This is a genomic window from Streptomyces sp. NPDC002868, from assembly GCF_055563295.1.
Genome location: NZ_JBVHDR010000042.1, coordinates 1 through 18619 on the forward strand (window position 1 = coordinate 1; position 18619 = coordinate 18619).

At 68.9% G+C, this 18619-nt stretch carries 13 protein-coding genes and 3 pseudogenes; 11 read left to right on the plus strand and 5 right to left on the minus strand.

Going from position 1 to position 18619, the window contains the following annotated elements; translation table 11 throughout:
- Positions 1 to 210: 210 nt before the first annotated feature.
- The 5 genes and pseudogenes from ACZ3H8_RS39240 to ACZ3H8_RS39260 all read left to right on the plus strand — a co-directional run.
- Positions 211 to 371 (plus strand): annotated as a pseudogene (locus tag ACZ3H8_RS39240) (Lrp/AsnC family transcriptional regulator); the annotation flags it as partial.
- A 58-nt stretch (positions 372 to 429) separates the two neighbouring features.
- Positions 430 to 1077, plus strand: a complete 648-nt coding sequence (locus tag ACZ3H8_RS39245; protein WP_467409974.1) for an ABC transporter permease — start codon at positions 430 to 432, stop codon at positions 1075 to 1077.
- Positions 1070 to 2356, plus strand: a complete 1287-nt coding sequence (locus tag ACZ3H8_RS39250; protein WP_467409976.1) for a betaine/proline/choline family ABC transporter ATP-binding protein — start codon at positions 1070 to 1072, stop codon at positions 2354 to 2356. Before ACZ3H8_RS39245 ends, ACZ3H8_RS39250 begins: the two co-directional genes overlap by 8 nt.
- Positions 2353 to 3222, plus strand: a complete 870-nt coding sequence (locus ACZ3H8_RS39255; RefSeq protein ID WP_373430181.1) for an ABC transporter permease — start codon at positions 2353 to 2355, stop codon at positions 3220 to 3222. Before ACZ3H8_RS39250 ends, ACZ3H8_RS39255 begins: the two co-directional genes overlap by 4 nt.
- Positions 3222 to 4211 carry a glycine betaine ABC transporter substrate-binding protein gene (locus ACZ3H8_RS39260; protein ID WP_467409978.1) on the plus strand — a complete coding sequence of 330 codons (990 nt, stop codon included), beginning with the start codon at positions 3222 to 3224 and terminating at the stop codon, positions 4209 to 4211. Before ACZ3H8_RS39255 ends, ACZ3H8_RS39260 begins: the two co-directional genes overlap by 1 nt.
- Positions 4212 to 4381: 170 nt before the next feature.
- Here ACZ3H8_RS39260 and ACZ3H8_RS39265 read toward each other — a convergent pair whose 3' ends face one another.
- Entirely contained in the window at positions 4382 to 5260 is an 879-nt protein-coding gene (locus ACZ3H8_RS39265) for an SMI1/KNR4 family protein (protein WP_467409981.1), read from the minus strand.
- 212 nt (positions 5261 to 5472) lie between these two features.
- Positions 5473 to 5774, minus strand: a pseudogene (locus ACZ3H8_RS39270) (transposase); the annotation flags it as partial.
- Between the two features lie 159 nt (positions 5775 to 5933).
- Here ACZ3H8_RS39270 and ACZ3H8_RS39275 point away from each other — a divergent pair.
- A complete protein-coding gene (locus ACZ3H8_RS39275) occupies positions 5934 to 7256 on the plus strand; it encodes a TAXI family TRAP transporter solute-binding subunit (RefSeq protein ID WP_467409983.1) in 1323 nt (440 codons plus the stop codon).
- Between the two features lie 5 nt (positions 7257 to 7261).
- Here ACZ3H8_RS39275 and ACZ3H8_RS39280 read toward each other — a convergent pair whose 3' ends face one another.
- A complete protein-coding gene (locus ACZ3H8_RS39280; RefSeq protein WP_467409984.1) occupies positions 7262 to 8698 on the minus strand; it encodes a sensor histidine kinase in 1437 nt (478 codons plus the stop codon).
- A gap of 9 nt (positions 8699 to 8707) precedes the next feature.
- Positions 8708 to 9388, minus strand: a complete 681-nt coding sequence (locus ACZ3H8_RS39285) for a response regulator transcription factor (RefSeq protein WP_467409986.1) — start codon at positions 9386 to 9388, stop codon at positions 8708 to 8710.
- A 214-nt stretch (positions 9389 to 9602) separates the two neighbouring features.
- Here ACZ3H8_RS39285 and ACZ3H8_RS39290 point away from each other — a divergent pair, with 214 nt between their 5' ends.
- From ACZ3H8_RS39290 to ACZ3H8_RS39310, 5 genes and pseudogenes are all read left to right on the plus strand, one after another.
- Positions 9603 to 11705, plus strand: a complete 2103-nt coding sequence (locus ACZ3H8_RS39290; protein ID WP_467409987.1) for a TRAP transporter permease — start codon at positions 9603 to 9605, stop codon at positions 11703 to 11705.
- Positions 11702 to 12706 (plus strand): TAXI family TRAP transporter solute-binding subunit, encoded by a 1005-nt coding sequence (locus tag ACZ3H8_RS39295; RefSeq protein WP_467409989.1) that lies wholly within the window; start codon positions 11702 to 11704, stop codon positions 12704 to 12706. Before ACZ3H8_RS39290 ends, ACZ3H8_RS39295 begins: the two co-directional genes overlap by 4 nt.
- A 215-nt stretch (positions 12707 to 12921) precedes the next feature.
- Positions 12922 to 13389, plus strand: coding sequence for an ATP-binding protein (locus ACZ3H8_RS39300; RefSeq protein WP_467409990.1), 468 nt, complete (start codon positions 12922 to 12924; stop codon positions 13387 to 13389).
- 393 nt (positions 13390 to 13782) lie between these two features.
- Positions 13783 to 13872: pseudogene (locus ACZ3H8_RS39305) on the plus strand (hypothetical protein); the annotation flags it as partial.
- A gap of 205 nt (positions 13873 to 14077) precedes the next feature.
- A complete protein-coding gene (locus tag ACZ3H8_RS39310) occupies positions 14078 to 14761 on the plus strand; it encodes an IS630 family transposase (RefSeq protein WP_467409992.1) in 684 nt (227 codons plus the stop codon).
- Between the two features lie 52 nt (positions 14762 to 14813).
- On the opposite strand, the gene dnaE is transcribed toward ACZ3H8_RS39310, so the two are convergent.
- Positions 14814 to 18353, minus strand: coding sequence for a DNA polymerase III subunit alpha (gene dnaE / locus ACZ3H8_RS39315; protein WP_467409994.1), 3540 nt, complete (start codon positions 18351 to 18353; stop codon positions 14814 to 14816).
- Positions 18354 to 18619: the final 266 nt, after the last annotated feature.

Below are 18619 nucleotides of genomic sequence, written 5' to 3' on the forward strand. Positions count from 1 at the left end.
GCAGATGTACGGCAGAGCGGGCTTCACCCTCCTCCGCCACCGCATCCTCCTCGGATAGCCCCACACTGCGTTACCACCGAATGTGAGACAGGGCCGCTCGTTTGACAGACTCCCGGGTGGGTCAGCGGTTGGCGAGCAGTGCGAGTTTGCTGAGCCGGTGATGCGGCTCCCGTCGGGCGCGGCCCAAGTACTCCTCGCCGCTGGCGGGGTGGTGACATGCTGTGCCGTTTGGTGGCACGCTCGAATGCCGACCTGCAGCGCGTGATCGACCGGATGGTGGGATTCGATGGATCGTGCGGGCCTCGACGGAGATCACGTTGGAGAATCCGGTGCCGCTCCGGATCACTCCACTGGTGCGCCAGGCGTCGCGGCAGGCGCCGTATGGACCGCTGACCGCTGGAGGACCGGCCTTGAGGGAGGGACCGAGAAGTGAGCTTCTGGGAGTACCTGGGCACCCGCTACCAGCAGCTGCTGGTGGACGCCTATCAGCACGCCAGCGCCGTCTTCCAGTGCATGGTCGTCGCCACGGTGCTCGGGGTCTTGATCGGCGTCCTCACCTACCGCACCGAGTGGGCGGGAAACCTGGCGATCACCACGACCGCAAGCATCCTCACCGTCCCCTCCCTGGCTCTCCTCGGCCTGCTCGTCCCGGTCGTCGGCCTCGGCGTCGCCCCGACCGTCATCGCGCTGACGCTGTACGGACTGCTGCCCGTGGTCCGTAACGCGGTCGTCGGGTTGCGCGGAGTCGACCCGGCCCTCGTCGAGGCCGCCAAGGGCATGGGGATGTCACGGTTCGCCCAGCTGCTCAGGGTCGAACTGCCCCTCGCCTGGCCGCCGATCCTCACCGGTGTCCGGGTGTCGACCCAGATGCTGATGGGCATCGCGGCGATCGCGGCCTTCGCCTCGGGGCCCGGGCTCGGCAACCAGATCTTCCGCGGGATCTCCAGCCTGGGCAGTGCGAACGCGCTCAACGAAGTACTGTCGGGGACGCTCGGAATCGTCGTCCTGGCCGTGCTGTTCGACGCCGGGTACGTGCTGATCGGACGGCTCACCATCTCACGGGGGATCCGTGGCTGACTCTGCCGAAATCGTCGAACCGACCTCCCCGACGTCCGGCGCCGCAGGCCCCGGCAGATCCGCCGGGCCCGACCGGCCGGCCGCCGCCGGCGCGAGTATCCGGCTGGACAACCTCACCAAGCGCTATCCGGACAGCCAAGCCCCTGCCGTGGAGGACGTGACCCTGGACGTCGCGGCCGGCGAAACCGTGATCCTTGTGGGACCCTCGGGCTGCGGCAAGAGCACCACCCTCAAGATGATCAACCGGCTGATCGAGCCGACCTCGGGGCGGATCACCATCGGCGGCGAGGACGTCACCGGCATCAACCCCGTGGCGCTCCGCCGCACCATCGGCTACGCCATCCAGGCCACGGGCCTCTTCCCGCACATGACCGTCGCCGAGAACATCGCGCTCGTACCGAAGATGGCCGGCTGGCCCCGCGCGAAGGTGCGGGACCGGGTCGAGGAGATGCTCGAACTGGTCGGGCTGGATCCCGGGGAGTTCCGCGGCCGCTATCCGCGCCGGCTCTCCGGCGGCCAGCAGCAGCGGGTCGGGGTGGCACGGGCGCTGGCGGCCGACCCGCCCGTGCTGCTGATGGACGAGCCGTTCGGGGCCGTCGACCCCATCACCCGCGAGCGCCTGCAGGACCAACTCATTGGGTTGCAGCGTGAGTTGCGCAAGACGATCGTCTTCGTCACGCACGACTTCGACGAGGCCATCAAGGTCGGCGACCGGATCGCGGTGCTGCGCGACCGGTCGCAGATCGCCCAGTTCGACACTCCGGAGACGATCCTGGCCAGTCCGGCGGACGACTTCGTCGCCGGTTTCGTGGGCGCGGGAGCCGGGGTGAAGCGGCTGCACCTCAAGCGCGTACGGGAGGTGGAGCTCGCCGACGTCCCGACCGCCACCGTCGACGACCCGCTCGAGACCGCCCTGCACCTGCTGGACGCGGGCTCCGCCTCCGCCGACCACCTGCTGCTACTGGACCGGGAGCGGCGCCCGCACTCCTGGCTGCGACGCGAGGACCTGACGCGCGCCCGGAGTGCGCAACCCGCCGGAGAGCCGCTGCCGTTGTCGGCGGGCACCCCCGTACGGAGCCGGATCGGGGTGGACATGACGCTGCGGGACGCGCTGGAGGCGCTGCTGGCCGACGGTGCGGGCCGCGTCGCGGTCACGGGACAGGACGGCGCGTACGCCGGCGTGGTGGACATGTCGACACTACTGAACGCGATGCACGGGGCGCCGGGCGAGCGGGGAGCCGAGGAGGCTCGGCCGACCGGCCGGGGTGAGCCCGCGTGAGCCGGAGCGAGGTCGGTGTCGGGGCCGGTGGTGGAGCCGCTCCCGAGGCCGGTTACGGGTCCCCGGGGCCGGCTCCAGGGCCAGGGCATGACGAGCCCGTGACCCGGCTCGCCGCACTGGACCGGGTCCCGCCCCGTATCACCTGGCAGAAGCTGGTGACGCTGCCGGCGTTCGTCGCGGTCGTCCTCGGCGCCACCGCGCTGTATCTCCGCACCACCGAGCTGGACTCGATCGCCAGGAACGCCCTCGCAGACGGCGCCGTGCGCACCGCACTCCTCCAGCAGACCGAACTCGTCGCGATCTCCACCTTCTTCGTGCTCATCATCGCGATCCCGCTGGGCATCGCGCTGACGCGCGGGGTCCTGCGCCGGGCCGCACCGCCGTTCGTCGCGGCGGCCAACATCGGCCAGGCAACCCCGGCCCTGGGCCTGCTGGCGCTGCTGGTGATCTGGCTCGGCATCGGCCAACGAGCCGCCCTGGTCGGCATCGTGGCATTCGCGGTGCTGCCGGTGCTGAGCAACACCGTGGCCGGCCTGAGGGCCACCGACCCGGCACTCGTGGAGGCGGCGCGCGGCATCGGGATGTCGCCGCTGCTGGTGCTGTTCCGGGTCGAACTGCCCCTGGCCGTACCGCTGATCCTGGCGGGCGTACGGACCGCGCTCGTGCTGAACGTCGGCACCGCGACGCTGGCCACCTTCGGCGGCGGAGGAGGACTCGGGGACCTGATCTCCTCCGGCATCACCAACCAGCGCATGCCGGTGCTGGTGCTCGGCTCCGTACTGACGGTCGCCATGGCGCTGATCGTGGACTGGCTGGGGATGCTCGTCGAGTTGCTGCTGCGCCCACGCGGCCTGGAGGTGGACTGATGCGCCTGACCCGGGTACGGACGGCCGTCGCGGGCGCGGGCGCCCTGCTGCTCGCCGCCGCAGGGCTGAGCGGCTGCGGACTGACCAGCGGCAGCCCGCTGGCCGACTCGGTGCAGCCCGGCTCCATCGGGAAGGGGCGACCGCTGGAGGGCGCCCAACTGACCGTGACCTCCAAGGAGTTCACCGAGCAGATCATCCTGGGCCAGATCATGGGGCTGGTCTTCAAAGCGGCCGGCGCGGAAGTCCTGGACCGGACGAACATCCAGGGCTCGATCGGTGCCCGCGAGGCGGTCAAGTCCGGTGCGGCGGACGGGATGTACGAGTACACGGGCACGGCCTGGATCACCTACCTCGGTCACACCAAGCCGGTCGTCGACCCGTACGAGCAGTGGGAGGCCGTACGCGACGAGGACCGCCGCAACGGCATCACCTGGCTGCCCGCCGCCCCGCTCAACAACACCTACGCGCTGGTCGCGAACCGGGCGAATGCGCAGAAGTACCGGCTGCGCACCCTCTCCGACGTGGCACGTCTGACGAAGAAGGACCCGGGCGCGGCGACGATCTGCGGCGGAAGCGAGTTCTCGGTGCGCGAGGACGGCCTGCCGGGCGTGGCGAAGACGTACGGATTCGCCCTCCGGCGCGGGAACTTCAAAAAGATGGACGACGGCGTCGTCTACACCCAGGTCGCCAAGGGCGCGGCCTGCACCCTCGGCGTGGCGGCCACCACCGACGGCCGCATTCCGGAACTCGAGCTGAAGGTGCTGGAGGACGACCGGCACTTCTTCCCCAACTACAACGCGGCACCCGAGATGAACAGCGCCACGATGAGAAAGTACCCCGCCATCGCCGACGTCCTCGCCCCGATCACCAAGCGGCTGACGGGGGCGGAGGCCCAGCGGCTGAACGCGCGGGTGGACGTGGACGGGGAGGACCCGCACGAGGTGGCGAAGGACTGGCTGGTGCGGGAGGGCTTCATCCGGGAGGGCTGACAGACGGCTTCGCCCCAGGCTTGAGCTCCATCACAACCGGCTCACCGCCCCCGAAGAGATCACGGCACGACGGTGCACGTCGGCCCGGTCGTCCGGCAGCCACTTGGTGACGATGCCGGTGAGCATGGGGGGGGGACCGGAGCACTCCGAGATCCCCCCACACTCGCGTTTCAGCCCGCCAGCGGCTCCCACAGCGCCTCACGGTCCGGATCGGACGGCGGCCCCCACGACAGGCCACCCTCCACCAGACCCGGACTGGGAAGACCCGCAAGCGACGGCGCCTCCAGGGCATCCGCCATCTCCTCCAGGAACACCGTCAGCGACCGGAAGTCCGGCTCCGACCGCACATCCCCGTACCGCGACCACTGCCACAATTCCCCGCCCGTCGTGTCCAGATACAGGCCGAAAGCCACATCGGCAGCGCCGAACGAGCAGACCGGAATCCAGGAAGGCTTCCACATCGTGAACTCGTCGTTGCCATCCCGCTGCTGGAACATCATCTGCATCCGGTAGAAGCTGATCACCGAGTCAGGGGTCATCAGGGCCCAGTTCTTCAGCAGGAACCCTGCCCCGTCAACGTTGTCGACACCCGCGTTCAGCCCCCACAGGGCCTTCAACTCCGCCGGGACATAGACACCTAGCGTTTCCTCCACCGCAGCGATCTCCTCCTCCGACGCGCCGGGCCGCAGGGCTCCCGCCGACGCCGGCGCATGCTCCGTCAGCCACGTCACGATCCGCTGCCACGCGTCGGTCACCTGCCGGACTTCGATCTCCTCCATACGCGGGTCGACCTGCTTCGGCCGCGGCTCCGTAGCCGGCGGATCGTCATACTCGCCGTCCTCGCCGTATTTCAGATGCGCGGGCACCCGTACCTTCGAAAACGACAGGATATGGACGATGCCCTCTTGCCCGTGCGGCGGACCGTACTGGTAGCGCACAATCAGCCCCTCGCCCCCGACAGTGCTGGTAGACGCCCGGTAGACCATCTCGGACGTGTCGTACTCGCCCAGGAACGGATTCTCCTTCAGTCTCTGGAACAGCTCCTCCACCGCGTCCTCAGCCTCCGAGCCGAGCCTCCACAACGTCGCGCGGACACCGTCCGATATCTCCACCACCGACTGCTGACCGCTCACAGGTCCCTCCTACATCGTCGTCCTGCTCGCGCTGCCGATTCTCACACCACTCGGCGGGGAAGCTGTCCCGAGTTTCATAGCGGCCGGTTTGCGTGGTTTCAGGCGGCGTTCGTGGTCACCTGGGATCGGTAGTGCTGGGCCTCGAATTCCTCGGGCGGGAGGTAGTCGAGGGCGGAGTGCAGGCGCTCGGCGTTGTACCAGCCGACCCACTGGACGACGGCACTTCTACCTGGTCAGCGTCCCGCCAGGGGCCTTGGTGCTCGATCAGCTCGGCCTTGAATGAGCCGTTGAGTGCCTCGGCCATGGCATTGTCGTAGCTGTCCGCGACGGAGCCGACGGACGCGGTCGCGCCGGCCTCCAGCAACCGCTCGCCGTAGCGGATTGACACGTATTGCGAGCCTCGGTCGCTGTGATGGATCAGACCCGAGCCCTTCTTGATTCCACGCCGCCAGACGCCATCTCCAGGGCGTCCAGGGTGACGGAGGCGACCATGATAGTGCCGGGGCCGCTTCTGGCCGCCGGAGCTGACGCGACCTGGGGTCGTTGGTGACCTTGAAGGCTCGGCGGGGGGCACTGTGAGGGGGTCGAGTTGACGCGTAATCTTGCACGTATCCCGCTGGAAGGTGGCGGCGCGATCTTGTTCGAGGCGCCGCCGGAGCTGGATGGCGGACCGGTGAAAGCCGGCCGGGCCGCGGACGTGGTCCGTGAGCTGCCCCAGACGCTCCAGCAAGCGATGGCGCCGGTCAGGGATGCAGCGCGGGTGGTTCTGGAACAGCTGCGGCAGGTAGGACCGGATGAGGTCGAGGTGGAGTTCGGGGTAGACCTGGCCGCGCAGGCGGGAGCTGTCATCACCAAGAGCGAGGCGTCCGTGTCTGATCGAGTCGAGCCGTCGCAGCGCGTCCCACGCCGGGCACGGGCAGCCCGTACGCAGCTCGCCACATCGAGGGAGGTCCCCATGCGGGTGGCACGCGTACTCGCCACCGCTGTTGCCGTGGCGCTGCTGCTCGCCGGGTGCGGCGGGAGCGACGAGCCGCCCCGCCCGTCCGGTCGGATCACGGTGGCCACCGGCAACGTGGGCGGCGTCTACGCGGACTACGGGGCCGGCTATGCAGACCTCATCGAGCGCCGACTGCCCGACGCCTCGGCGCGGGTCCTGCACACCGGGGGCAGCGTGGACAACCTACGCCGGGTGGACGCCGGACAGGCTCAGGCCGGCTTCGCGCTCGCCGATTCCGCCGCCGACGCCGTCGCCGGGCGCCCGCCCTTTTCCCGTCAGCTGCCCGTCGTGGCACTCGCCGCGCTCTACGACAACTACGTGCAGCTGGTGGTCCGCGCGGACAGCCCGGTCCGCAGTGCGAAGGCGCTGCGCGGCCTTCGGGTCTCCGTGGGTGCCGAGGGTTCCGGCACCGCTCTGATCGCCGAACGCATCCTGAAGGTCGCCGGGTTGTCCCCCGATGACGACGTGACCTCGCTGCGACTGGACGTGCGCCAATCGGCGACCGCCCTGGCGGCGGGGCGGATCGACGCCTTCTTCTGGAGCGGTGGTCTGCCGACGGGGGCGATCACCGACCTCCGCCGGAGCACCACGGTCCGCCTGGTCGACCTCGGCGACGTGGTCGGGGAACTCACCCGGTCCTACGGCGAGCTCTACACCGAGACCACCGTGCCCGCCGTCGTCTACGGGGCGCAGAGCGCGGTGACCACGGTGAGCGTGCCGAACTTCCTGGTGGTGCGGCGGGACATGCCGGACTCGGAGGCGTACTGGCTGACGCGACTGCTGTTCGAGGGGCAGCCCCGGCTCATCCGCGCCCACCCCGAGGCCCGCCGCCTCGACCGGCGTATGGCGATCGCGACCCATCCGCTGGAGCTGCACCCGGGCGCCGCCCGGTGGTATCGCGAGTCACATCCCTGACCCCGTCACACCGGCTCTGCGGGGAGCGCGGGGGCGGCAGGCAGCCGTACGGTGGCGGCCAGTCCGTGGGGCTGTGCGGCCGACAGGCGCAGCTCGCCGCCGCCCGCCTCCACCAGCGTGCGGGTGAGCGCGAGGCCGAGCCCCGTACCGCGGACGTTCTGGTGGCGCGCGCTGCGCCAGAACCTCCCTCCTGCCTGGGAGAGTTCCTCTTCGGTCAAGCCGGGGCCCGCGTCCCGTACCGTCACCTCCACCACTCCCCCGGCCGCCCCGCCACCGTCCCCGCGTTCACCGCCGTCGCCGGCCGCGGTGCGGCTGACCAGGACATCGACCTGTGTGCCGCCACCGAACTTGAGCGCGTTGTCGAGCAGGGTGTCGAGTGCGTGGTCGAGGCAGTCGGGCAAGGACAGCGCGCTCACACCTTCGGGAACCTCTGTGGTGAGCCGGACCCCGGCGCTGGCGAAGGCCGTTCGCCAGGCATCGGCCCGGTGCGTCACCACGGCGGAGACGTCGACGGGTCCGCGTTCCGCCTCCGACGCCTCCGCCCTGGCCAGCCGCAGCAGCCCGTCGAGTATCTCGCCGAACCGATCGGCCTCCTCGACCGCGCAGTGCAGTTCGTTCAGCCCGTCCGAGTCGTTCACGAAATCCTCGAGGTTCTCCACCCGCAGCCGGAGCGCGGTCAGCGGATTGCGCAGCTGGTGGGAGGCCTGCGCCACGAACGCCCGCTGCTGCTCCTGGGAGGCGTGCATGCTGTCCGCCATCACGTTGAAGCTGTTGGCGAGACGGCGCAGTTCCGGTGCGCCCACCCGCTCCGAGACTCGGGTCTTCAGGCGCCCGAGGGCGACCTCGTGCGTGGCGCGGTCCAGGTCGTGGACCGGGCGGAGCACCCAGCGGACCACCGGAGTCGCGACCGCGATCACCACGAGGGCGAGCGCGGTGAGGCTGCCCAGCGCCACGAGTGTCAGATGGTCGGCGACCTCCGAACGCGCCCGGTCGGTGGGCGAGACGATCAGCACGGCGCCCAGCACCCGGCCGTCGCGCCTGACCGGCTCGGCCAGCACGAACGGGCGGTCGTCCCAGGGCCACACGACGCTCGGCTGCTCAGGGGGCCGGTCTGCCAGGGCGAGCAGCAGCGCCGACCGCACCTGCGGTTCCTGAAGATCGACGGGGCGCCGCGCGACGACGGTCTCACTGTCGGCGTCGACCACGGCGACCCGTGAGTCGTAGAGGCTCGCGTAGCGGTCGACAGCGGCCTTCAGCCGACCGGTCCGCCCCGACTCCAGGGCGGTGGCGGCCATGTCCGCGAACCAGGCGCTGTCCTCGACCCGGCCGATGAACGAGGTCTGGACCGTACGCTCCGCGGTGGCCCGTACGAGGGGCACGCTGAGCGCGACGATCAGCCCCGCGACCAGGACGAAGACGATGACGAGGAGTCGGCGGCGCATCCGGTGTCCTCACCCTTCGGCTGCCGCCGGGGCGGCGGCGAGACGGTAGCCGAAACCGCGTACCGTCTGCACCAGGCTTCCCGCCCGCCCCAGCTTGCCTCGCAGGGTGGCCACATGGACGTCGAGGGTGCGTGACATCCCCTCGTACGTCGTCTGCCACACCTCCACCACGATGTGGTCGCGGGGCACCGCGGCCCCGCCCGCGCGTGTCAGCAGAGCGAGGACCTCGAACTCCTTGCGGGTGAGAGCCACGGGCCGCCCGTCCACGGTGACCGTGCGCCGCCCGAGGTCCATCTCGAGGCCGTCGACGGCGAAGAGCTGGTCCTCATGGGCGCGCCGACTCACGCTGCGCCGGAGCACCGCCTCGATCCGGGCAAGCAGCTCAGCGGTGCCGAACGGCTTCACCACGTAGTCGTCGGCGCCGCTGCGCAGTCCCCGGACACGGTCGGGCTCGCCTCCTCGCGCGGTCACCGCGATCACCGGAACACTTCCGCGGGCGCGCAGCTCCCGGCACACCTCGATGCCGTCGCGGTCCGGCAGGCCCAGGTCGAGCAGGACGAGATCGACCGCAGGCGCGGCCAGGGCGTCGGCCGCGTTGGCGGCGCGGCGCACCTCGTACCCGTGGCGCCGCAGGGCACCGGTCAAGGCGTCGGCGACCCGGTTGTCGTCCTCGACGAGAAGTATCCGCACGCGGTCTCCCGGTTGATGGATCCGCCGGGCCCATGGGCCCGGCGGCATGTATGCCGAGGCAGCGCAGGTCACAGCCGTCGCGACGATCGGGAAGTGACCCCCGTCACTGAACCCTAAACCTACGTTAAGACCTCGGGCGTTCTCTGTTGCCTGCTTGTAACGGCTGCCACGGTCTGGAGGCAAGAGGAAGCACCTAGTCCCAGGAGAGGCCCCGATGAGCATGGCAATGGCGCCGTCCGAGCCGAGGCAGCGATCAGCCGAGGAACTGGTGGCCGAGTTCGACCAGGAAAGGCCGGCCCGCAAACTCTCCCCTGGGGTGTCCGCGGCCGTATCCGCCGTGTGCGCCTCGCTGTCGGTGTTCGCGCTCTACGCGATCTTCTTCCCGGTGGCCAAAGGCACCCAGTACTACTTGACGATCTTCCTTGCGGGGACGCTGCCACTGATCTTCCTGACCCACCGCGGAACGGTGCGCGTACCCGCGCTGCTGCTCCCGTGGCGGCGCGGCGACAGCACCACGGCCGCCGGGAAGACGGCCGTCCGCCACGACAATCCCGGGTGGATCGACTGGCTGCTCGCCGCGGCGGCGCTTGCCGTGTGCATCTACCCCCTGCTGGAGTTCGACGCCTTCATCGAGCGGCGACAGCTGCCCACCTCCCTGGACACGGCAATGGGCGTCGTCATAATCCTTTTGGTCCTGGAGGCGTGCCGGCGCACCACCGGCTGGGTCCTTCCTGCCTTCTGCGCCACCTTCCTGCTCTACGCGTACTACGGCGGGCTGCTCCCGTACGACTGGTCACTGGCGCACGGCGGCTTCGACGTCGACGCGATCGGGGCCCACTTCTTCATGGGTACCGACGGCGTCTACGGCGTACCGCTCAATGTGGCCGGCACCTACATCGTCCTGTTCACCATCTTCGGCGCCGTCCTCGACATCTCCGGTGCCGGCAAGTTCTTCATCGACCTGTCGTTCGCTGCCTTCCGCAGTTCCCGCAGCGCCCCCGGGCGCACGGTGACGGCTGCCGGTTTCCTGCTCGGCACGGTCTCCGGTTCCGGCACCGCGACCGCGGTCAGCCTCGGGTCGGTCGCCTGGCCCGTGCTGCGCCGGGCCGGCTACAGCAAGGAGCAGGGCGGCGGCGTGCTCGCGGCCGCGGGCATCGGCGCGATCCTCTCCCCGCCCACCCTGGGCGCCGCGGCGTTCATCATCGCCGAGTACCTGAAGGAGAGTTACCTCACCGTCCTGCTGTACGCACTCGTACCCACGCTCCTGTACTACCTGGGCATCCTCCTCGCGGTCGAGATCGACGCCCGCAAGCACCATGCCCAGCCCGTGGTGGACGAGGAGCGGACATCGGCGCTTAGGCTGCTGGGCCGGTTCGGTTACCACTTCCTCCCCCTCTTCATGATCGTCGGCTTCATGGCGATGGGACTGCCCCCGTTCAAGGCGGTGGTCTATGCGACGGCCCTGCAGTTCGTGCTGTCGTTCCTCGACCCTCGGCACCGGATGACTCCGCAGCGGCTGTACGCGGCCCTCGCCGAGGGCAGCAGGTCGGTGCTCCCGGTGGTCGCCACCTGCGCCGCGGCGGGCATCATCGTCGCCGTCGTCTCCCAGACCGGGCTCGGCCTGAACCTGGCCTCGGTCATCGTGGACGCGGCGGGGGTGTTCGGTGACAACGCGACCACGGAACTGGTCCTGACGGTGCTCTTCGCGGCGGTCTCGGTATCCGTCCTCGGGCTCGCCGTCCCGGTCACCGCCTCCTTCATCATCGCCGCCGTGATCATCGCGCCGGCCCTGCTCTCCCTCGGGGTCGCCACCCACGAGGCGTACATGTTCATCTTCTACTACGCCGTGCTCTCCGAGGTGAGCCCGCCGACGGCGATGGCGGCGGCGGCCTCCGCCGCCATCACCGGGGGCAACCCGATGCGCACCATGGTCGCGACCTGGAAGTACTCCCTCCCCGCGTTCCTGGTGCCGTTCGCTTTCGTACTCACCGACAACGGGTCCCAACTGCTCGGCAAGGGAAGCCTGTCGGGCGTCGTATGGACCACCGCGGTCTCCGCCGTGGCGGTCGCTGCGCTGGCCGCGGCCACCGGGGGCCGGCTGTTCGGGCAGGCAGGCCCTGCGGTGCGGGCGCTCTGCGCCATCGCCGCACTCTGCCTCCTCTACCTCGAACCCGCAGCGATCACCGCGGGCTTCGCGGCACTCGCACTCGCCGTCGGCGTCCGCCTGGTACGTCGCAGGCAGCACACCCACACGGTCCCCGCTGCCGGTGAGGACCGCCCAGTGGAAACCATCACGGAAGGAAAGCTCTCGTCATGAAGCACCGAATGCGCAGCGTGCGCCTCGCCGTCGCCGCCCTCGTCGTCACTCTCTCCGCCACCGCCACCGCCTGCGGCGGCGGGAAGCAGACCGACAACACGGCCGCCAGTGGCGGCAAGGGAGGCCGACTCACCATCGCGACCGGCCCCACCACAGGCGTCTACTACCAGATCGGCGGCGGTCTCGCGGAGCTGATCTCCGACAACCTCGACGGCTACCGGGCCACCGCCACCACAACCGGCGCATCGGTGCAGAACATCCAGGGCCTCGGGGCGGGCACCTACGACATCGCGTTCTCTCTGCTTGACACCGCCGACGACGCCGTCGAAGGCAAGGAGTCGTTCTCCTCACCCCAGGAGATCGAGGCCCTGACCCGGCTCTACCCGAACTACACCCAGGTGCTGGTCCGGTCGGACTCGGGCATCGAGTCCCTTGAGGACATGAAGGGCAAGAGAGTCTCCACCGGGGCTCCCGGTTCCGGCACGGAAGTGATCGCCAACCGGTTGCTGAAGGCCGCCGGGCTGGACCCCGCCAAGGACGTCTCGGCCGACCGCCTCGGCCTCCCGGAGACCGTGGACGCCATGAAGGACGGCACCATCGACGCGCTGTTCTGGTCCGGCGGGCTGCCCAGCGGCGGCATCACCGACCTCACCACGAGCCTCAAGAAGGAGGTGCGGTTCCTGGACGTGACGCCGCAGCTTCCGGCCCTGGAAAAGGAGTACGGCGACGTCTACCAGAAGGGCTCCATCCCGGCGTCAGTGTACAAGCAGCCGGAGGCCGTTCCCACGATCGCGGTGCCCAACGTGCTGCTGGTGAAGAAGGGCTTCGACCCGGATCTCGCCGCGGACATCGTCAACCTGATCTACGAGAAGAAGAGCGACCTGGAGAAGGTGAACGCGGCCGCCACGGAGATCGAACTCGACCAGGCGGAGGGGGTCGCGCCCGTGTCGCTCAACCCCGGTGCCGAGAAGGCCCTGAAGGCGCTGGCCCAGAAGTCCTGAGCGCAACCGCATGGGAAGGTGACCGGCCCGGAGCATCCGGCACCGGGCCGCCCCCGACCCGCCCCCAGCCGTGCAGACCATGCCGCGCCGAGGGGCGAGCCCTCCCCGAGGGGCGCCCGGGCGGCTGTTGGCCCTCGGCCCTCTTCCGGAAGTCCGCTGCCACGAGCGGGCAACACGTGCAGTCCCCGCCAGGGCCCGCCCACCAAGGAGTGATCATGGTCCCCATCCAGGGAGAGCCGCTGTGCAGCGGGATCGCGCTCGCCGCGGGGGAGCAAGCCGTGCCGAAGGCGCGTCGGCTGCTGCTGTCGGTGGTCCGTGACTGGGATCTGCCACTGCCGGGGGAGACGCTGGACGAAACGCTGGACGAAACGCTGGACGAACTCGCGCTGCTGACCGGGGAGGTTCTCGCCAACGCGGTGCAGCACGCCACCGGCCCGTACGCGGTCACGGTGCGCTGGACGGGCGTCCGGCTGCGGGTGGAAGTGGCCGACACCGCTCCCTGGCCGTCTGCCCGACGTGGCGGCGAGCTGTACACCGAGAGCGGTCGCGGCCTGATGCTGGTGGCGTCCCTCGCGGCCGCGCCACCGGAGGTGACCGGCGACGAGCAACCCGCACCTGCTGATCAACCGATGGACCACTATGGACACAACGCACCCGTCTGTAAGCCTGAGCGCCGTCAGTGAAGTCTTCCGGGCAACGGGTATCACGATGCAGACGCTGCGCCAGGACCGCATTCGTGACGAGGCCCACGAGGTCGCCGACCCGCTCCATCTGATGCGATTGTTCGGCATCAGGGAGCACACTGCGATGCGGTACATCACCGCAGCTCACCCAGAGCGCACTTCCAAGCTGCCACGGTGAATCGCCGACCGAGGTTCTCGTTCTCCGCGTCGCGATCCCTCAAAATCTCAGTCGAGGGCAACGTGAACAGGGTCAAGCGGATCAAGAGGGACGGGTACGGCCGGGCCGGTTTCGACCTTCTCCGCCGCCAGATCCTGCTGGCCGATGAGCCTCGTCACGCTCCGCGACCGGCCACAAGAAGTGGCCCAGAGCCGTCGGCGCAGGAGGCTCTTCGGATGCGGGCGGTGGCCGCGCTGGTGTCGGGCCGGGATCGTGAGGATGTCGCGGCGGTGTTCCAGGTGCCGCTCAAGGCGGTGGACGGCTGGTGGGCGAAGTGGTTGGCAGGCGGACGCGAGGCTCTCGTGGCCCGGCCGCGTGGGCGGCGCCCCGGTGAACATCAGAGTCTCGACGCGGCCGAGCAGCAGGCGATCCGGTGCAGGCCGTTGTGGACCACCGCCCCTGTGACCTGGGGCTGGCTGGGCAGTTGTGGACACGTGCCGGTGTCGGGGCCTGATCGCGAAGCTCTACCGGGTGCGGCTGACCGAGCAGGGGGTGGGCAAGCCGCTGGGGGCTGTCCTTCCAGCGGCCGGACGAGCGGGCCGTCGAGCAGGACGCGGAGGCGGTGCGCGTCTGGCGGGAGGAGACCTCTGGCCGGCGATCCGCGCGAAGGCGAAGGCCGAGGGCGGCAAGGTGCTCTTCGCCGACCAGGTGGGCATCCGCTCCGGCCAGGTCACCGGCCGTACCGGGGGCGAGAAGGGCCGTACCCCGATCGTGTGCTGCACCGGCAACCGGTTCTCGGTGAACGCGATGTCCGCGATCAGCGCGAAGGGCCGGATGCACTTCATGGTGTTCACCGAGACCTTCGACGCCGACGTGATGTGCCGCTTCCTGGACCGGCTCGCGGGCCACTTCGACCGCAAAGTGCACCTCGTCCTGGATGGTCACTCTGCACATCGCTCCCGCAGGGTCCGTGCCTGGCTTGCCGATCACCCCGGCCGGATCGACGTGCACTTCCTGCCGTCGTACTCGCCGGAGCTGAACCCCGACGAACTGGTCAACGCCAGTGTCAGGCGCAGCCTGCCCACGCACAGCCGGGCCCGTGATCAGGCCCAACTCGCCGCAGAGACTCGCAGGTTCTTCCACCGGCGCCAGCGCCAGCCGCACATCGCCCGCGGCTACTTCGGCGGCCCTCATGTCCGCTACATCCTCGAATAGAACCCTTTGAGTTTCGGATCAATAGCTACTTACGCCTCACAGTCCCGGCGGATCACACTAGGCACGAGGGTCCAAGCAAGGCCTTGAGGTCACCGAAGAGCGACGGGCTCGGTGTCACCCTGTGCCGGTCGAGGCGGAGCACGGTGGTCTTGCGCGGGCCCTGGAGCTTGATGCGGACCTCGCTGTCGCCCCGGTGCTGGCTGAGGATCTCGCCGAGGCGGCTGACCATCGGCGGGGTCACCTTCGCCTCAAGAATGCTGAGGATCACGGGCGCGTTGGTGCCCGCGTTCGACAGGTCGGGGACCTGCATCTCCATGGCGACGAGGCGCGGCACGTCCTCCCGCTTGTCGAGGCGGCCCTTGACGAACACCACGGCGTCCTCGACGAGTTGCGTCGAGACCAGCTGATACGTCGCCGGGAAGAACATGCACTCGATGGATCCGGCGAGGTCCTCGACCGTGGCGATGGCCCAGGCGTTGCCCTGCTTGGTCATCTTGCGCTGGAGGCCGGAGATGATGCCGCCGATGGTGACGATCGAACCGTCCGAGTAGTCACCGCCGGTGAGTTGCCCGATGCCCGCGTCGGCCTTGTCGGACAGCACGTGCTCCAGGCCGAAGAGCGGGTGGTCGGAGACGTACAGACCGAGCATCTCCCGCTCCTGGGCGAGGAGATACGTCTTCTCCCACTCGTCGGTGGAGAACTCCACGTCGAGCCCGAAGCCCGGCCCGTCCCCGGCGGCCTCGTCACCCAACCCGCCGAAGAGGTCGAACTGCCCTTCCGCTTCCTTGCGCTTGACCTGCACCACGTTGTCGATCATCGGTTCGTACTGCGCGGTGAGGCCCTTGCGGGTGTGCCCCATGGTGTCGAAGGCGCCCGCCTTGATCAGAGACTCCGTGGTGCGCTTGTTGCACGCGGCGGCCTCGACCTTGTCGAGGTAGTCGGGGAAGGAGGCGAACTTCCCCTTCGCCTTGCGCGACCGGACGATCGACTCGACCACGTTCGTGCCGACGTTACGGACGGCCTCCAGGCCGAAGAGGATCACGTCGTCGCCCTGGGCCGCGAAGTTGTGCACGGACTCGTTGACGTTGGGCGGCAGCACCTTGATGCCCATGCGCCGGCACTCGTTCAGGTAGACGGCCGACTTGTCCTTGTCGTCCTTCACCGAGGTGAGCAGCGCGGCCATGTACTCGGCCGGGTAGTTCGCCTTGAGGTAGGCGGTCCAATACGTGACGAGCCCGTACGCCGAGGAGTGCGCCTTGTTGAACGCGTATCCGGCGAAGGGGACCAGGACGTCCCACAGGGCCTGGATCGCGGCGTCCGAGTAGCCGTTCTTGCGGGCGCCTTCCTGGAACAGAACGAAGTTCTTCGCCAGCTCCTCGGGCTTCTTCTTGCCCATCACGCGGCGCAGGATGTCGGCCTCGCCGAGCGAGTAGCCGGCGATGATCTGGGCGGCCTTCTGCACCTGCTCCTGGTACACGATGAGGCCGTAGGTGAGGCCCAGCGTCTCCTTCAGGGGCTCTTCGAGCTCCTTGTGGATGGGCGTGATCTCCTGGCGGCCGTTCTTTCGCTCGGCGTAGTTCGTGTGCGAGTTCATGCCCATCGGGCCCGGCCGGTACAGGGCCGAGACGGCGGAAATGTCCTCGAAGTTGTCGGGCTGCATCTGGCGGAGCAGCGAGCGCATGGGGCCGCCGTCGAACTGGAAGACGCCGAGGGTGTCGCCTCGGCAGAGCAGTTCGAAGGTCTTCGGGTCGTCCAGCGGGAGCGAGAGCATCTCCAGGTCGATGCCCTTGTTGGCCTTCACCATCTTGACGGCGTCGTCCATGATGGTCAGGTTCCGCAGGCCCAGGAAGTCCATCTTCAGCAGGCCGAGCGACTCGCACTGCGGATAGTCCCACTGCGTGATGGTCACGCCGTCGGTGTGCCGCACCCAGATCGGCGCGTGGTCGACGATCGGCTCGCTGGACATGATGACGCCGGCTGCGTGCACACCCATCTGCCGGACCAGGCCCTCGACACCCTTGGCGGTGTCGATGACCTTCTTCACGTCCGGCTCGTTCTCGTACATCCCCCGGATCTCGCCCGCCTCGCTGTAGCGGGGGTGCTTGGGGTCGGTGATGCCGTTGAGGTCGATGCCCTTGCCGAGGACGTCGGCGGGCATCGCCTTGGTGAGGCGGTCGCCCATCGCGTACGGGTAGCCGAGCACCCGCGCGGAGTCCTTGATGGCGTTCTTCGCCTTGATCTTTCCGTAGGTGCCGATCATGGCGACCTTGTCGGCGCCGTACTTCTCGGTGACGTACCTGATCACCTCACCGCGCCGACGCTCGTCGAAGTCGATGTCGACATCGGGCATGGAGATGCGCTCGGGGTTGAGGAAGCGCTCGAAGATCAGGCCGTGCGTGATCGGGTCGAGGTCGGTGATGCCCATGGCGTACGCGACGATCGAACCGGCCGCGGAACCTCGGCCGGGGCCGACCGCGATGCCGTTGTTCTTGGCCCACATGATGAAGTCGGCGACGACGAGGAAGTACCCCGGGAACCCCATCTGGATGATGATGTCCATCTCGTACTCCGCCTGCTTCTGGCGGTCGTCGGGGACACCGCCCGGGTAGCGGCGCTCCATGCCGACCCGGACTTCCTCCTGGAACCAGGTGACTTCGGTGTAGCCGTCCGGGATCTCGAACTTCGGCATGAGGTTCTTGGCCTCGAACATGCCGGTCGTGTCGATCATCTCGGCGATCAGCCGGGTGTTGTCACAACCCTGGCGCCAGACGTCAGCCGTTCCCAAGGCGTACATCTCGTCGGTGGACTTCAGGTAGTAGCCGCCGCCAGCCAGTCTGAAGCGGTCCGGGTCCGAGAGGTTCTTGCCGGTCTGGATGCAGAGCAGGGCGTCGTGCGCGGTCGCCTCGTGGGCGTAGGTGTAGTGCGAGTCGTTGGTGACCAGCGGCGGCATGTTCAGTTTCTTGGCGATCTCCAACAGATCGGCGCGGACCCGGCGCTCTAGCTCGAGGTCGTGTTCCATCAGCTCCAGGAAAAAGCGGTCCTTGCCGAAGATGTCCTGATATTCGGCGGCTGCCTTGAGCGCCTCGTCGAACTGGCCGAGCCGCAGCCGGGTCTGGACCTCGCCGGAGGGGCAGCCGGTGGATGCCACGATGCCCTCGGACCACTGGGCAATGGATTCCTTGTCCATCCGCGGCCACTTCTGCAGCCAGCCCTCGGCGTACGAGTCCGAGGAGAGCCGGAAGAGATTGTGCAGACCCGTCTTGTTTGTCGCCCACATAGTCAGGTGGGTGTAGGAGCCTCGTGCGGACACGTCGTCACGCTTCTGGTGCGGCTGGCCCCACTGGACCTTCCGCTTGTTGCGCCGCGACTCGGGGGCCACGTACGCCTCGATGCCGATGATCGGCGTGACGCCCGCCTTCTTCGCCGAATGGAAGAAGTCGTAGGCACCGTGCAGGTTGCCGTGGTCAGTCATGGCGATATGGGTCATGTCCATCTCGTTGCAGACCTTGAACATGTCGTTCAGCCGCGCGGCACCGTCCAGCATCGAGTACTGGGTGTGGACGTGCAGGTGCGTGAAGGGCGGCTTTGACACGGCTTCGGCCTCCAAGGGGCGCGAGGTGGCAGTCGGGGAAGCAAGGACAGACTATCTGCAACCGCTGTGCAAGCGGCTGCACTTGGCCCCGAGTGCAGCCATGCTCTGACGTCTCGCTGCCGGGGCCGTGAACGAGAGCCACGCCACCGGAAACTGGTCAGCCTTGCACCCCTTACGACCTCGTGCATGGTTAGCGGTGACGGTGGTCGGGCTGGGTCGTTGGGCTGTTTGTGGTGGGGGTTGAGGCACGTAGGTTGATCATGTCG

Excerpts from the sequence above, each read along its gene's own strand:
- ACZ3H8_RS39260 (WP_467409978.1), top strand. The coding sequence starts at position 3,222 with ATGCGCCTGACCCGGGTACGGACGGCCGTCGCGGGCGCGGGCGCCCTG.
- ACZ3H8_RS39300 (WP_467409990.1), top strand. The coding sequence starts at position 12,922 with ATGGTCCCCATCCAGGGAGAGCCGCTGTGCAGCGGGATCGCGCTCGCC.
- ACZ3H8_RS39280 (WP_467409984.1), bottom strand. The coding sequence starts at position 8,698 with ATGCGCCGCCGACTCCTCGTCATCGTCTTCGTCCTGGTCGCGGGGCTG.
- ACZ3H8_RS39295 (WP_467409989.1), top strand. The coding sequence starts at position 11,702 with ATGAAGCACCGAATGCGCAGCGTGCGCCTCGCCGTCGCCGCCCTCGTC.
- ACZ3H8_RS39290 (WP_467409987.1), top strand. The coding sequence starts at position 9,603 with ATGAGCATGGCAATGGCGCCGTCCGAGCCGAGGCAGCGATCAGCCGAG.